Here is a 13,978-nt window from a genome sequence, read left to right as displayed (position 1 = left end):
CCCACCGCCCCACGACCGCCGCCCCGTGCCACCCTGGGAGGCATGACGGACGAGCAGCGCCCCGCCGTCGCGGCGACCGGCACCGTCGAGCACGGGCCCGGCCGGCGCGAGCTCGTCGTCGTGCGCAGGTTCGACGCCGACGCCGCCGACGTGTGGGCCAGCATCACCGAGCCGGGCCTGCTCGAGGCGTGGGTCGGCCGCTGGGAGGGCGATCCGGCGACCGGCACGGTCCAGTTCTTCATGACCGCCGAGGGCCCGGACGCCGAGGCCGCCGAGTGCGTCATCACGCGGTGCGAGCCGCCGCGCCGGTACGCCGTCGACACGGCCACGCCGGGCGGGGTCTGGCACCTGGCGCTCGACCTCGCAGAGGCGGACGGGGTGACGACGCTGACGTTCCGGCAGCGGCTGGGCCCGGACGACGACGCCGCCTCGATCGGTCCCGGGTGGGAGTACTACCTCGACCGGCTCGTCGCGGTGCGCTCGGGGCGGGGTGCGGACACGGTGGCGTGGGAGTCGTACTACCCCGCGCAGCGCGAGCACTACGCCCGCGCGGCGACCGCCGCGGGCTGACGCCCCGGCTCAGGAGTGCAGGGCGTCGTACTCCGCCTCGGCGGCGACGTCGTCCGCGACGTCGAGCCGCAGGTGCGCGAGCACCCCCTGCAGCACGCGCAGCGCCGACGACGCCCGCTCGCCCCACGAGGACAGGTAGCTGAACTGCCACCACCACAGGCCCTCGAGCTCGTGCCCGTCGTCGAAGTGCTGCAGGCCCTTGGCGATCTCCTCGGCGACGCACGCCAGGTCGCCGGACAGCGTCGCGGGCGCGACGTCGGCGCTCAGCGCCGGGTCGGACACCTCGACGTAGTCGTCGAAGCCGTCGAACATCTGCGCGAGCGCGTCGCGCAGCGGGTCCACGTCGGTCTCGGGCCCGGCGTCGGGCTCCCACCGCTCGGCGGGGACGACGTCCACGATCGCGGCGAGGCGCGCCCCCGCGGACAGCAGGTCCGACGTCGCGAGGATGAGCAGCGCGATCTCCGCGCCCGGTGCGGCGCCGGACGCGACCTGCGTCGTCGTCGACAGGAACGTCCGCGCCTGCGCGGACATCTGCTCGGCGACGTCCCGGAACTCGGATCCGGCCTCGATCTCACCCACGGGGTCCCCTCCTCCTGCGTCGTGGTCTCGACAGGCTCGACCGACGGGTGCGGGAGCCGGTCAGCCGCCGACGACCCGCCGGCCCTCGAACGCGCGACCGAGGGTCACCTCGTCCGCGTACTCCAAGTCTCCCCCGACGGGCAGACCCGACGCGAGGCGGGAGACGGTGACGCCCATGGGCGCGATGAGCCGCGACAGGTACGTGGCCGTCGCCTCGCCCTCGATGTTGGGGTCGGTGGCGAGGATGACCTCGGTGACCGTGCCGTCGGCCAGGCGCGTCATGAGCTGGCTGATGCGCAGGTCGTCGGGGCCGACGTTCTCGATCGGGTTGATGGCGCCACCGAGCACGTGGTACCTGCCCCGGAACTCGCGGGTGCGCTCGATCGCGACGACGTCCTTGGGCTCCTCGACGACGCAGATCACGTCGTCGGAGCGGCGCGGGTCGGCGCAGATGCGGCATCTCTCCGACTCCGCGACGTTGCCGCACGTCTCGCAGAACTGCACGCGCGCCTTGACCTCGGTGAGCGCGTCGGCGAGCCGGCGCACGTCGGCGGCGTCCGCCGCGAGCAGGTGGAACGCGATGCGCTGCGCGCTCTTGGGCCCGACGCCGGGGAGGCGGCCGAGCTCGTCGATCAGGTCCTGGACTGCGCCCTCGTACACAAGGGTCCAGCCTACGGGCTGGCGGGGACGGTCCGGCCTCTCAGAGCCAGCCCTTGGCACGCGCCAGCCGGACGGCCTCGTGCCGGTTCGCGACCCCCAGCTTGGCCACGGCGGACGACAGGTAGTTGCGCACCGTGCCGGGGGCCAGCGCGGCCCGCTCGGCGATCTCCTCCACGGGCGCGCCGTCGGCGGCGAGCTCGAGCACGTCCGCCTCGCGGGCGGTCAGGGGCGAGTCGCCCGCGGAGATCGCGTCGGCCGCGAGCTCCGGGTCCACGTACCGGCCGCCGCTCGCGACCTGTCGCACGGCGCCCGCCAGCACGGCCGCCGACACCGACTTGGGCAGGAAGCCCCGCACCCCCGCGGCGAGCGCCTTCTTGAGGTGCCCGGGCCGGCCGTGGCTCGTGACGATGACGACACCGCAGGCCGGCACCGTCCTGCGGACCGCCTCGGCGACCTCGATCCCGTCGGCGCCCGGCATCTGCAGGTCGAGCACCGCCACGTCGGGGGCGTGCCGCTCGATCGTCGCCACGGCCTCCGTCCCGTTCCCCGCGACCGCCACGACCTCGAGATCGTCCTCCAGGGCGAGCAGCTGGGCGACCGCGTCCCGGATCAGCGTCTCGTCGTCGGCGAGCACCACGCGGATCACCCGTCCACCTCCCCCGGCACGCGGGCCGTGAGGACGAACCGGTCGCCGTCGGCCGCCACGTCGAGCGCTCCCCCGACGGCGGCGAGCCGCTCCCGCAGCCCGACCAGGCCGGCGCCGCCCTCCAGCCCGGCCACCCCGGCGACGCCCACGCGGGCTCCGTCGTTGCTCACCCTCAGCACCATCTCCCCCGTCTCCTCCTGCCTGTCCAGATCGATCCGGCACTCGCGCGCGGCCGAGTGCCGCACGATGTTCGTGACGGCCTCGCGCACCACCCAGGCCAAGGCGTCGGCCTGCGGAGCCGCCAGCTCCGGCACCTCGCCCACGACCCGCACGGTCACCCCCGCCGCGCGCAGCACGGACCGGGCCCCGTCGAGCTCCGTCGACAGGTCGGCCGCCCGGTAGCCGGCGACGACGCCGCGCACCTCGCGCAGGGAGTCCTGGGCGAGCGTGCGCACGTCGTCCATCTCGTCGGCACCCCGCGGGTCGCCGCGACGCGCGAGCGCGGCCGCGAGCTCGGACTTCACCGCGACGGCGGACAGCGCGCGTCCGACGACGTCGTGCATGTCCCGCGCGATGCGCAGCCGCTCCTCCGCGACGGCGAGCCGCGCCGAGGCCTGCCGCGCGGTGTCGAGCTCGCGCACCACCTCGACGATCCACATGGACAGCCGCACCGTCGACGCCCAGAACAGGAGGAAGACGTACGCGCCCAGGCCGGTGCCGAGCGCGGACGCGACCGTCCCGGCGCTCGCGTCGGAGGCGAGCCGGACGCCGATCACGACGACCGGCACTGCGAGACCGACGGTCAGCACGCGCCGGATCGGGGTCGCGACGGCGAGGGCCCCGCAGGTCGCCGCCCCGGCCACCGCGATCATCATGCTGCGCGGGTCGCCCATGAGGCCGCCCCCGACGGCCGCGGGCAGCACGAGGACGGACACGAGCCAGACGGCGCCCGTCACCGCGAGCAGCGCCACGACCACCGGGCGGGGGCGCCGCCCGGTGGTCAGCGGCTCGTCGAACCCGACGTGGATGGTGCCGAGGCACAGCGCCATGTGGACGAGGCCCAGGCACGCCAGGACCGCCGCCGCGCCGACCGCGGGCACCTCGTCCGTGCCGGCCAGCGCCGCCACCGCGTACAGGTAGAAGAAGGGCTCGAGGAGGACGAACGAGTAGAGGCTCACGCGGGTGTACGTCTCGACCCCGCGCGCACCACCCGCCAGGGCCATGCCGGGCCGACGACGTGTTCTCACGCCGTCAGCCTGCCACGATGCCGGGTCCGGCCGCCCCGGCGGGAGGTGGGTCACCGACGCGGCTCCCAGCGCATCCACCGCCGGGCGGCGAGCGCACCCACGACCGTCCACGCGGCGAGCACGGCCACGGGCAGCGCGGCCGCGCCGAACGTCTCGGCGAACGTGACCACCTGCCCGTCCCCGTCGATCCCGCCGGCGCCGAGCAGCATGAGGTCCGTGATCGGGCGCAGCGGGGTGAACGTGCCGATCGTGTCGAGCACCCCGGTCGACGCACCGGGCGCGCCGAACAGGCCGGCGAACGGGATCGCGACGACGAGCAGCGGCAGCGTGGTGAGCTGCGCGGACTCCACGGTGCGGGACAGGCCGGACGTCGCGGCGGCCAGCAGCGTGAGCATCGCGGCCCCGCCGAGCACGGCCACGACCACCAGCAGCGGGTTGACGAACGCGGGCGGCGTGAGGAACACCGACACCGCGACCGTCCCCAGCACCGTCTGCGCCAGCGCCACCACGAGCGCCGGGACCGCGGTGCCGACCAGGAGCTCCGCGCGGGAGCACTCCCCCACGAGGTAGCGCTTGAGCACCAGCTCCTCGCGCCGGGCCACGAACGCGACGGTGAGGTTGTAGTAGACGACGAACGCGAGCGCCATGAACGTCAGCAGGTTCAGCAGGACGGCGCCCGTCGCGGCGGAGGCCTCGTCGCCGATGCCGCCGACCGCGGCGAAAAGCCCGACCGTCATCGGCGGCAGGGCGAGCGCGTTGAACAGCGCGGTGCGGTTGCGCACGAGCAGGCGCAGCTCCGCGCGGGCGAGGGCCGCGACGCGGCGGCCGCCGCCGCCCGTGCCCGTCGCGGCCCGCCGGCGGGCGGGGGTGGTGGTCGTCGTGGTCATGCCGCTGCCTCCGTGTCGGTCGTGCGGTGCGCGTCGGCGCCGTCGTCGAGGGCGAGGAACGCCTGCTCGAGCGACGCCGCCCGGGCGTCGAGGTCGTCCAGCCGCAGGCGCCGCGCCTCGGCCCACTGGAGCAGGGTGAGCAGGTCGTCCTGGAGGCGCGTGGTGCGCAGGCGCAGGCGGCCCGTGCGGTCGACGTCGGGGACGCCGACGACGCCCGCCAGCGCGGGCAGGTCCGCCACGGCGGGCGCGACGGCCCGGCCGCCGTCGTTGCGCACCACGGCCTCCACGCGGGCGGGCTCCGCGGCGACGACGTCGGCGACCGATCCCGTCCGCACCACGCGGCCGGCCTGCATGATCGCGATGCGGTCGGCGAGCTGCTCCGCCTCCTCCAGGTAGTGGGTGGTGAGCAGCACCGTGGTGCCGGCGTCGAGCATGCCCTGCACCAGCGCCCAGGTGGCGCGGCGGCTCTCCGGGTCGAGGCCGGTGGTGGGCTCGTCGAGGAAGAGGAGCTCGGGGTCGCCCATCGTGGCGAGCGCGAGGTCCAGGCGGCGTTTCTCCCCGCCCGAGAGGCTGGCGACACGCACGTCCGCGCGGTGCTCCAGCCCCACGGCGCCGAGGACGTCGGCGACCGGGCGCGGCCGCGACAGGGTGCCCGCCCAGGTGCGCGCCGTCTCCGCGACGGTGAGGTCGCCGGAGAACCCGGCGCTCTGCAGCATGATCCCGAGGGAGCGGACGACGTGCCGCCGCTCCCGGTACGGGTCGCGACCGAGCACGCGCACCGTGCCGCCGGAGGCGGGCGCGAGCCCCTCGACGAGCTCGACGAACGACGTCTTGCCCGCCCCGTTGGTGCCGAGCAGGGCGACGAGCTCCCCGCGGTGGACGTCGAGGTCGACCCCGCGGACGGCCTCGAACGCGCCGTACCGGCGGCGTGCCCCGCGGACGTGGACGATGGGTTCCGAAGTCATGCCTCCACCCTCGCGGCGGCGCGTCGTCGCAGGTAGTGCCGCCCGTCACCGGGTTCCGTGAGGAGCGCACGGACGGGCCGTGACATCTGTCATGCCGTCCCGGTGACGGGCTGATGTCCCCCGGGTGACGGGTCCGGGAACTCTGCGCCCAGGACGCGCGCCCCGGGCGACCACGCCCTAGCGTCGGTCGGGTGACCCACCGCTGGGCCCGGCCTCTCGCCGGCGCCACCGTCGCCGCCCTGTCCGCGCTCGCCGTCGTCGTCCCGGCCGCCGCCGCGTCGTCCGCGCCACCGTCGTCGGACGCCGTCACCTCGGCGCACGGCCCTGCGCGCGCCGACCACGTGGTGCTCCTCGCCCTCGACGGGTTCGACGCCGAGTACCTGGGCCGTGCGCCGATGCCGCACCTCGAGGCGCTGCTGCGCCGCGGGTCCGTCACGACGTCCACCGGGGCCATGACCTCCATCACGAACCCGTCGTGGGCGTCGGTCGCCACCGGGGCGTGGCCGGAGCGGCACCTCAACTCCGCGTACTGGTTCGACCCCGTCTCGGGCACGGCCCAGGGGCAGCAGCGGGCCCTCGCGGTGCCGACGATCGCCGAGGCGGTCCGCGCCGGCGGCGGCACCGTCTTCTCGTCGCAGTGGTTCATCGTGCAGGACCATGGCGTGTCGTACGGCGACCCCGAGGGCCTGTACACCCAGCCGGGTGGCGACTGCAGCCGGCGCGTCGACGACGCCGTGGCGGTCTTCGCCGGCGAGCCGGTGAGCTCGGGCGGGGAGATGGTCCGGGCCGACGGGCTGCCGGCCCTGACCGCGGTGTACTGCGACGCGCTCGACGCGCTCGGGCACGCCGGCGGCGACGAGCACCCCGGCATCCCCGCCGCGCTCACCGAGCTCGACGCCCAGCTCGGCCGGCTGGTCCAGGCCACGAAGGACGCGGGGATCTACGGCCGCACGACCTTCGTCGTCACCGGCGACCACGGCATGACCACCTTCGACAAGGGGTTCGCCGCGGAGGGCCTCGCCGCGATCGCCGACGCCGGCTACACGGGCGAGGTCCTCACGGCCGGGAGGTCGCCCGCCCCCGGCACCGACGTCGCGATCGTCGTGGGCGGTGTCGCCGACCTCACGCTGCTGGGCGACGCCGCGGACGACCCGGCGGCCGAGCGCCGCGTCCGGCGCGCGCTCGAGGCGCTGCCCCAGGTCCGGGCGGTGTACGACGACCGCGACCAGCGGCGGATGCGCATGAGCCCACGCCACGGCGACCTCGTCGTCGAGCCGGAGCCGGGCTGGTCGTTCGGGAGCACGCCCGCCGCGCCCGCGGGCCGGCACGGCTCCACCACCGAGCTGGAGGTGCCGCTCGTGCTCGCCGGGTCCGGCGTCCTGCCCGGGCGGCACCCGCGCGACCCGCGGCACGTCGACGTGGCCCCGACGATCGCCGCGCTGCTGGGCGTCGACCCGCCGGCCGGGGCCCAGGGCCGGGTGCTGTCGGAGGCGCTGCGGCGCGGCTGACGCCGGTCGCGCGACGGCTCAGCCCTTCTCCGCCCCCAGCGTGAGCCCGCTGACCATCGCCCGCTGCGCGGCGAAGAAGCCGATGACGACGGGGACGGTGATCGCGATCGACCCGGCCATGAGCACCGTGACCGGCACGTCGAACGTCGCGAGCTGCGCCACGCCCAGCGACACCGTCCACCGCGACCGGTCGTCGACGAGGAAGAGCAGGGCGTACAGGTACTCGTTCCACGCGATCATGAAGATGTACAGGCCGGTGGCGGCGATGCCGGGCATCGTCATGGGAAGCACGAGGCGGCCGATCACCTGCAGGCGGCTCGCCCCGTCGAGCGCGCCGGCCTCCTCGACCGACGCCGGCACGGACGCGAAGTAGTTGCGCAGCATGTAGACGGCCAGCGGCACCGTGCTCGCCATGTAGATGAGCACGAGGCTCGCGATGGACCCGCGCAGACCCAGCCGGCTGAACAGCACGTACAGGGGCACGGCCAGGGCGATCCCCGGGAGGATGTACACCCCGAGGAACACCGCGCCCACCACGCCCCGCCCGGGGAACCTCAGCCGGGTCACGGCGTAGGCCCCGAGCACGCAGACCAGCAGGGTGGCGAGCGTGGTGGACGACGCCAGCACGAGCGAGTTCACCATGAACCCCCCGAGCCCGAAGCCTCCGGCGTCCAGGGGTCGCAGCGCCGTGAGGTACGGGGTCACGTCCACCTGCGTGGGCCACGGCACGGCCGGGTGCGCCGCGACGTCCGCGAACGGGCGCAACGACAGCCCCAGCGCGTAGAACAGCGGGAACGCCGCGAACAGCGTGCCCGCCGCGATCACGACGACGCGCACCGCCCCGGCGACCCGCTCGCCCCCGGACCGTCGACGCCTCCGACGGCTCGCCGCCGCCTCGACCGGACCCTGCCTCACTCCGTCTCCCTCCGCCGCTGCAGCACCAGGTAGAGCGCGATGAACACGGCGAGGATCGCCGTGATCGCCACCCCGACGCCGGACGCCGCCCCGATGTCCGAGCGGGTGACCAGCTCGTTGTAGACCCGCACCGCGAGCACCTCGGTCCCGGCCGCGCCCCCGGTGAGCAGGTACACCTCGTTGAAGGTCTGGAACGTCCAGATGAAGCGGAGCAGCAGGAGGATCGAGACCACCCCCGCCAGCTCCGGCAGGACGACGTGACGGATCCGCTGCCACGGTCCCGCGCCGTCGAGCGCCGCGGCCTCCTCCAGGTCGCCGGACACCGCGTGCAGCCGCGCCGCCGCGAACAGGTAGGCCAGCGGGAAGGTGTGCCAGACCATGACCACGATGACGCTGACCAGCGCCACGGGGACGGTGACGCCGAGCACCGTCGTGTCGGGCGTGGTGAGGAAGGCGACCGGCTCGTCCCAGCCGAGCAGGCTCGTGCCCACCGCGTTCACCCAGCCGTACTGGGTGTTCAGCAGGGTGCGCCACGTCTGCATCGACGCGACGACGGGCAGCACGTACGGCACGAGCACCAGCGCCCGCACCACCGCCCGGGCCGGGAACGGCCGCCGCAGCGCGAGGGCCATCGCGACGCCGGCCGCGACCGACAGCACCGCCGTCGCCACCGAGAGCACCACCGTGGTGCGCAGCGCCGTCCAGAACCCGGCCGACGTGAACAGCCCGACGACGTTCTCCGGGTCGAGCTCGAGGTCCGCGAGGGTCAGGTGCGGCAGCTGGGCGAGCTTGATGTCCTGGAATGCGAGCACCACCACTGCGAGGAACGGCAGCACCACCACGGCAGCGACCACCAGCACCGTCGGCGCCACCAGGGCGGCGCCCGCCCGGGCGTCCTGCCGGGAGCGGGTGCTCCGGGCAGGACGCCGGACCGGGGCGGCGACGCGGGTCACTCGAGGTCCTGCTGCACCGTCTCGACGGCGGACCGCAGGTCGTCCGCCACCTGGGCGGGGTCGCCGTCCGAGAACAGCGGGCCCACGGTCTGCGGCACCACCTGCTGCTGGATCGTCACGGAGGCCAGCAGCGCGTCCGGCGTGCCCGCGCCCCAGCGCACGTACTGCTCCGCGCCCGTCGCGAGCGCGTTCGCCACGTCCTGCCCGTACACGTCCGTGATCGACCGGTCCCCGCCGTCGGCCCCGAACGGCAGCGTCGCCCACGCGTCCACGTACTCGGTGGGGTCGTCCGGGGTGCCGAGCCGGGTGGGGATCCGGCCCTCCGTGGCCATGCCCAGGGAGTCCGCGTAGCCCTCCGTCATGAGGAACTCCACGTACTGCTTCGCTGCCTCGGTCTGCGCCCCCTCCGGGATCGACAGCTGGAGCACGTTGCCGAACTGGACCGCGTCGTCGTTGCTCGGGCCGAACAGCCCGGTCACCACGCCCGTGTTCGCGGAGAGGTACGTCGGGTCGTCGGCGCACTCGTCGCACGTGACCGGGTTGTTGGGGTCGAAGCCCGCCACCTCGTCGAGGATGTGCGTGGAGAACATCACCATCGACGAGTCGCCCGCGAGGTACGACGCGCGCGCGGCGTCGACGTCGAGCTCGCCCTTGCCGGCCGTCGCCGCCATGCGCTGGTAGAGCTCGAGCCCCTCCACGCAGGCGTCCGAGTCGAGCGTCACGGTGCCGCCCTCCGCGAGCTGGCACCCGTTGGGCAGCAGCGTCGCCTCGAGCGTCTCCCCCGCCCACGCGTCGCCGGGCTGCGTGCCGAGCGCGATGCCGCCGTCGCCGGCCGCCCGCATCGCCTCGGCCGCGTCGGCCACGTCGGCGAGCGACTCCGGAGGCTCGACGCCCGCCTTCTCGAACTGGTCGGTGCGGTAGAGCAGCAGGTAGCCCCAGCCGTCCATCGGGACCCCGGACGGCTGGTCGTCCACCGTGACCATCGACATGGCACCGTCGGCGAACGTGTCCGGGCCGAGGCTCTCGACGAGCTCGGCGGCGGCGTCCTGGTCGAGGATGCCCTGGTCGACCCACGCCGGCGACTGCTCCCAGCCGTGCAGGATGACGTCCGGTACCTCCCCCGACGCCGCGTTGGCCAGCAGCGTCGTGTTCTGGTCCGCGCCCGCGAGGGGCACGACCTCGACGTCGATGCCCGTCTCCTCCGTGAACCGGGACGCGATCTCCTCCTGCGCCGCGACCCGCTCCGGTGTCGTCTGCGCCGTCCAGAACGTGAGGGTGTCGACGTCCTCCGCGGCGTCGTCCCCACCACCGCCCGAGCACGCCGCGAGCAGCAGCGCCGCCGCCGCGAACGCCGGGGCGGTGCGCATGACCCTAGGTGTCGTCATCTCGTTGCCTCCTCCTGCTCCGCCGGCTCCCTGCCGGTCCGGTCGTGCGTTCCCTGCTGCGCCGCCAGGAGCCGGCCGGCGGCGACGACGACGTCGCCCCCCGGCGCGGTCGGCAGCGGGACGTCGCCGTCCACCCAGGTCTCCTCGGCGTCGGCGACGGCCGCCCGCAACCGTGCGACGGCCGCCCCGGCGTCCTCCCCCTCGGCGACCGCCTCGAGCGCGGCGAACCACGCCGCCCAGCGCGGGCGGTACAGGCCGTCCATGAGGCCCGCCCAGTGCCGTCCCGAGTAGTCGTGCAGGCCCGAGTCGTCGCGGCCCCAGACCGTCACGATGCGTCGGGCGTCGCGCGCGAGGACGGCGCGCTCGCCCGCGTCGTCGCCCCACCGGGCGGCGTCCTCGACCCAGCGGCCCGCGAGCCGGCTCCCGCTGGTGCCCGCGAGCGCCGCCAGGTCGTCGAGGGCCGCGAGCACGGTCTCGCCCTCCGCCCGGACGGCGGCGGCGTCGCCCGCGGCGGCCGCGCGGTGCACCGGGGCGCGCAGCCGCTGCGCGGCGACGTGCGTCGTCACGTCGATCAGGTCCTCCGCCCACGGCCCGCGGGGCCCGAGCTCCTCGACCACGGCCGTGAGCAGCGCGGCCGCGCGGGCGAGCTCGGGCAGATCGCCAAGGACGTGCGGGTCCGCGTCGACGTCCACGTTCGACGACGGCGGCCGGTCGGGGTCGAGCGCCTCCCCGGCGCGCCGCTGGGTCGCGAACGGCGGGGCGAGGTCGACGGGCCGCGCGATGACGGGGGACGGCGCGGACCGCGTCGCGCCCGGCCGGTACACGGTGCGGCCGAGCACCCGCCAGGCCTCCTGCGCGGCGTCGCGCACGCGCGGGTGCCCCGCGAGGCGGTAGCGCCGCCCGACGAACCCCGCCAGCCACCCGTCGACGTCGAACCCGTCGAGGTCCTCGATCCAGGGCAGCCGGGTGGCGAGCTCGTAGAAGGCCGGGTTGTGCTCGATGGCCTCCGGCGCCAGGCCGACCCCCCGCAGCGTCACGGGCGCCGAGCGGCGCGCGGCGCCGTACCCGTCGAGCAGCCCCCGCAGGTCGCCGTGCAGGGAGAACCGGGCGCCGAAGTTGTGGACCGTGCACCACACCCAGGGCCGGCGGGCGATCTCCCGGTCGTCCGACCAGACGGGCGCGTGCTCGGCCCACAGGTCGAGGAGCAGCAGGCGGTCGCCCGGCACCGCCTCGAGGAAGGCGTCGACGCGCTCCCGCGTCCAGAACGCCCGGTGGTAGTGGAACGGCCAGGCCTGCATGACCCACGTGGCCGCCGGGTCCGCACCGCGGATGCCCTCCCACAGCGAGCGGCCCAGCTCCCGGAGGTAGTCCGGGTCGGCCGAGGGCGGCTCGGACTCGATGAGCGGGTCGGCGGAGTAGAGGTGGTCGGTGCCGACCATGGCCTGCTGGTGGCGTCGCACGCTCCCGGCCAGCTCCCCCAGCTCGGCCGAGCCCGGCTCCAGGAGCGCCGTCGTGAACCCCTGCCACCGGGTGCGGCGCGCGCCGGCGGGGGCGAGCGCGTCCGGCACGTGCCCGCCGAAGGCCGGCAGCACCGGCCGCATCCCGAGCTCCCGCATCCGTGCCGCGACCCGCCGTGCCAGGGCGGCGCGCCGCTCGAACCACCGCCGGGGCAGCGGCCCGCCGAACCCGCTGAGGCTGCCCATGAAGGTCCACGGCAGGTAGGCGGCGCCGCCGAGCCACTCCCGCGACTGCTCGGGCGTGGCCCCGGCGTCGACGAACGCCGCGTGCAGCACCGCCTCGTGCCCGAGGGTGAGCAGCGGCGCGGTGACGCCGTGCAGCGCCATCCAGTCGACCTCGCGCTCCCAGCGCTCCCAGCCCCAGAACGGCGCCGAGTACCCGGTGGTGACGACGTTGAGGTAGTACCGCACCGCAGCGTCGGTGCGGCACGTGGCGGGGGCGGCGTCGGGCCAGCGGTCGGGGCGCTCGCGTGCCGCGACAGGGTCGTCCCAGGTGACCTGGAGCCCCACGACGTCGGCGAGGTAGCGGGCGAAGCCCACGCCCAGGGTCGCGACGTCCCCCGCGCTCACCTCGAGCGTCCCGCCCGCGGCGGAGTACCGGAACGTCCCCTCCCCCAGTCCCGGGTCGACGTCGAGCCGCACGTCCCGTGCCGGACGGCCCGTCGCACGCTCCACGAGCCGCCGGACGCCGGCCGCGCCGCGGGTCACGTCCCCGGTCACAGGTGCACCACCTCCCCCGTGCTGCGCGAGCGCTCCGCGGCGAAAGCGATCCGGTGGCTGACGGCGGCGTCGGCGAGGTGGGTCGGCACCCGCACCCCCGGTCGCACCCGCCGGTCGCGCACCGTGGCGACGAACTCGCGCATCAGCCCGTCGTCCCCGCCGGCGTGACCGTCGGACTCGCGGCGCCCCGGCTCGACGAGCAGGTCGACGTCGTCCACGGGCGCGGTGACGACGGTCACGACGTCGTCGTCCGGGAGCCCGGACCGGCCCTCGGCGTCGCGGTCCCACCGGGGCGCCCCTCCGAGCTCCGCGCCCCGGCGCGGCAGGAAGCGGCGCAGCGTGACCTCCCCGGTGTCGAGGCGCCCCTCGATCTCGCCGTGCGACCCGAGGATGCGCACCGTGCGGGTGTTCGCCTCCGTGAACGCGCCCACCCGCAGCGTGGCCGTGACCCCTGCGGCGTAGGTCAGTGCCACCACCTGGTGGTCCACCGCGTCGTTGTCGCAGCGGTAGACGCAGCGGCCGTACGGGCCCTCCCGCAGCGCGCGCAGCCGGGCCTCCGCGGACGTGTCCCCGGTGATCGCCGTGACCGGCCAGGCGTGGTGGTCGCGCAGGCGTTCCACGTAGAACCGGGGGGCGTGGAACGGGCAGGCGTCGGCCGCCGGGCAGCCGTCCGTGCAACGCTCCGGGGCGCCCTCCGGCGCGTTCTCCGGGCGGAACTGCGTGAGCGCCCCCGTGGAGTACACGGTGGCCGGCTCGGCCCCGAGGAGCCAGGTGATCACGTCGAGGTCGTGGCACGCCTTGGCCAGCAGGAGCGGGCTCGAGGTGTCCGCGCGCCGCCAGCTTCCCCGCACGTACGAGTGCACGAAGTGCCAGTACCCCGGGTCCTCGGTCTGCTCCAGGTGCACGACGCGACCGACCGCGCCCTCGTCGAGCAGCTCCTTGAGGTGCCGGAAGAACGCCGTGTAGCGCAGCACGTGCGCCACCCCGACCGGGACGTCCGCCTCGCCCACCGCCCGCACGATCTCCTCCAGCTCGGCGGGGGAGGTGGCCACCGGCTTCTCCACGAGGATGGCGTACCCCCGCCGGGCTGCGGCCAGCAGGGGCCCGGTGCGCAGCCGGTCCGGGGTGGCCACGACCACCGCGTCCGCGATCCTGTCCGCCGCCAGCAGGTCCTCCCACCCCGAGTAGGCCCGGTCCGCCGCGATCCCGTGCGCGGCGACGAGGGCGGCACGACGGCCGTCGTCGGGCTCGGCGACCGCCACGACCTGCACCTCGTCGGGATGCCGCAGGCAGTAGTCCGCGTACGCCTCGGCGCCACGGTGCCCCGCCCCGACGACGGCGATCGTCACTGGTCGCACGCCCTGCTCCTCACCCTCGTCGCCGCTGATGCGTCACGAGACTCGCCGGGGGCACGCCCGGCTGCAAG

The 13,978-nt window shown here is 75.6% G+C and carries 13 protein-coding genes; 2 read left to right on the top strand and 11 right to left on the bottom strand.

From position 1 onward, the window contains the following. The first annotated feature begins 42 nt into the window (after positions 1 to 42). Positions 43 to 570, top strand: a complete 528-nt coding sequence (locus ACFVS0_RS11100) for an SRPBCC family protein (RefSeq protein WP_430587990.1) — start codon at positions 43 to 45, stop codon at positions 568 to 570. Positions 571 to 579: 9 nt separating this feature from the next. Here the strand turns inward: ACFVS0_RS11100 and ACFVS0_RS11095 are convergent, their stop codons facing one another. Genes ACFVS0_RS11095 through ACFVS0_RS11070 form a run of 6 tightly spaced genes read right to left on the bottom strand, consistent with a single transcriptional unit; the run spans position 580 to position 5,554 of the window. Further along, complete coding sequence (locus tag ACFVS0_RS11095; RefSeq protein ID WP_430551306.1) at positions 580 to 1,149, bottom strand: DUF5063 domain-containing protein; 570 nt, start codon at positions 1,147 to 1,149, stop codon at positions 580 to 582. Positions 1,150 to 1,209: 60 nt separating this feature from the next. Beyond that, the gene (recR, locus tag ACFVS0_RS11090) at positions 1,210 to 1,809 is read right to left on the bottom strand and encodes a recombination mediator RecR (protein WP_429766609.1); all 600 of its coding nucleotides are present in this window, start codon (positions 1,807 to 1,809) and stop codon (positions 1,210 to 1,212) included. A gap of 40 nt (positions 1,810 to 1,849) precedes the next feature. Continuing rightward, positions 1,850 to 2,455 carry a response regulator gene (locus ACFVS0_RS11085; protein ID WP_430587989.1) on the bottom strand — a complete coding sequence of 202 codons (606 nt, stop codon included), beginning with the start codon at positions 2,453 to 2,455 and terminating at the stop codon, positions 1,850 to 1,852. Further along, complete coding sequence (locus ACFVS0_RS11080; RefSeq protein ID WP_430587988.1) at positions 2,452 to 3,702, bottom strand: sensor histidine kinase; 1,251 nt, start codon at positions 3,700 to 3,702, stop codon at positions 2,452 to 2,454. The genes ACFVS0_RS11085 and ACFVS0_RS11080 overlap by 4 nt, the downstream gene beginning before the upstream one ends. Before the next feature lie 50 nt (positions 3,703 to 3,752). After that, positions 3,753 to 4,589, bottom strand: a complete 837-nt coding sequence (locus tag ACFVS0_RS11075) for an ABC transporter permease (protein WP_430587987.1) — start codon at positions 4,587 to 4,589, stop codon at positions 3,753 to 3,755. Further along, a complete protein-coding gene (locus tag ACFVS0_RS11070; protein ID WP_430551310.1) occupies positions 4,586 to 5,554 on the bottom strand; it encodes an ABC transporter ATP-binding protein in 969 nt (322 codons plus the stop codon). The genes ACFVS0_RS11075 and ACFVS0_RS11070 overlap by 4 nt, the downstream gene beginning before the upstream one ends. Before the next feature lie 191 nt (positions 5,555 to 5,745). Here ACFVS0_RS11070 and ACFVS0_RS11065 point away from each other — a divergent pair, with 191 nt between their 5' ends. After that, positions 5,746 to 7,062: an alkaline phosphatase family protein gene (locus tag ACFVS0_RS11065; RefSeq protein ID WP_430587986.1), complete on the top strand. Its 1,317-nt coding sequence runs from the start codon at positions 5,746 to 5,748 to the stop codon at positions 7,060 to 7,062. Between the two features lie 18 nt (positions 7,063 to 7,080). Here ACFVS0_RS11065 and ACFVS0_RS11060 read toward each other — a convergent pair whose 3' ends face one another. Genes ACFVS0_RS11060 through ACFVS0_RS11040 form a run of 5 tightly spaced genes read right to left on the bottom strand, consistent with a single transcriptional unit; the run spans position 7,081 to position 13,910 of the window. Beyond that, a complete protein-coding gene (locus ACFVS0_RS11060) occupies positions 7,081 to 7,977 on the bottom strand; it encodes a carbohydrate ABC transporter permease (RefSeq protein ID WP_430551312.1) in 897 nt (298 codons plus the stop codon). After that, on the bottom strand, positions 7,974 to 8,930 hold the full coding sequence (locus tag ACFVS0_RS11055) for a carbohydrate ABC transporter permease (RefSeq protein ID WP_430587985.1): 957 nt from the start codon (positions 8,928 to 8,930) through the stop codon (positions 7,974 to 7,976). Before ACFVS0_RS11055 ends, ACFVS0_RS11060 begins: the two co-directional genes overlap by 4 nt. Next, positions 8,927 to 10,315, bottom strand: coding sequence for an ABC transporter substrate-binding protein (locus ACFVS0_RS11050; protein ID WP_430587984.1), 1,389 nt, complete (start codon positions 10,313 to 10,315; stop codon positions 8,927 to 8,929). Before ACFVS0_RS11050 ends, ACFVS0_RS11055 begins: the two co-directional genes overlap by 4 nt. Further along, on the bottom strand, positions 10,312 to 12,552 hold the full coding sequence (locus ACFVS0_RS11045; RefSeq protein WP_430587983.1) for an alpha-N-acetylglucosaminidase TIM-barrel domain-containing protein: 2,241 nt from the start codon (positions 12,550 to 12,552) through the stop codon (positions 10,312 to 10,314). The genes ACFVS0_RS11050 and ACFVS0_RS11045 overlap by 4 nt, the downstream gene beginning before the upstream one ends. Beyond that, a complete protein-coding gene (locus tag ACFVS0_RS11040; protein ID WP_430587982.1) occupies positions 12,549 to 13,910 on the bottom strand; it encodes a Gfo/Idh/MocA family protein in 1,362 nt (453 codons plus the stop codon). The genes ACFVS0_RS11045 and ACFVS0_RS11040 overlap by 4 nt, the downstream gene beginning before the upstream one ends. Positions 13,911 to 13,978 lie beyond the last annotated feature (68 nt).

Source organism: Isoptericola sp. NPDC058082 (assembly GCF_042885055.1).
Lineage (GTDB): Bacteria > Actinomycetota > Actinomycetes > Actinomycetales > Cellulomonadaceae > Isoptericola.
This window is presented reverse-complemented; position numbering and strand designations above follow the sequence as displayed.

Excerpts from the sequence above, each read along its gene's own strand:
- ACFVS0_RS11100 (WP_430587990.1), top strand. The coding sequence starts at position 43 with ATGACGGACGAGCAGCGCCCCGCCGTCGCGGCGACCGGCACCGTCGAG.
- ACFVS0_RS11075 (WP_430587987.1), bottom strand. The coding sequence starts at position 4,589 with ATGACCACGACGACCACCACCCCCGCCCGCCGGCGGGCCGCGACGGGC.
- ACFVS0_RS11070 (WP_430551310.1), bottom strand. The coding sequence starts at position 5,554 with ATGACTTCGGAACCCATCGTCCACGTCCGCGGGGCACGCCGCCGGTAC.
- ACFVS0_RS11050 (WP_430587984.1), bottom strand. The coding sequence starts at position 10,315 with ATGACGACACCTAGGGTCATGCGCACCGCCCCGGCGTTCGCGGCGGCG.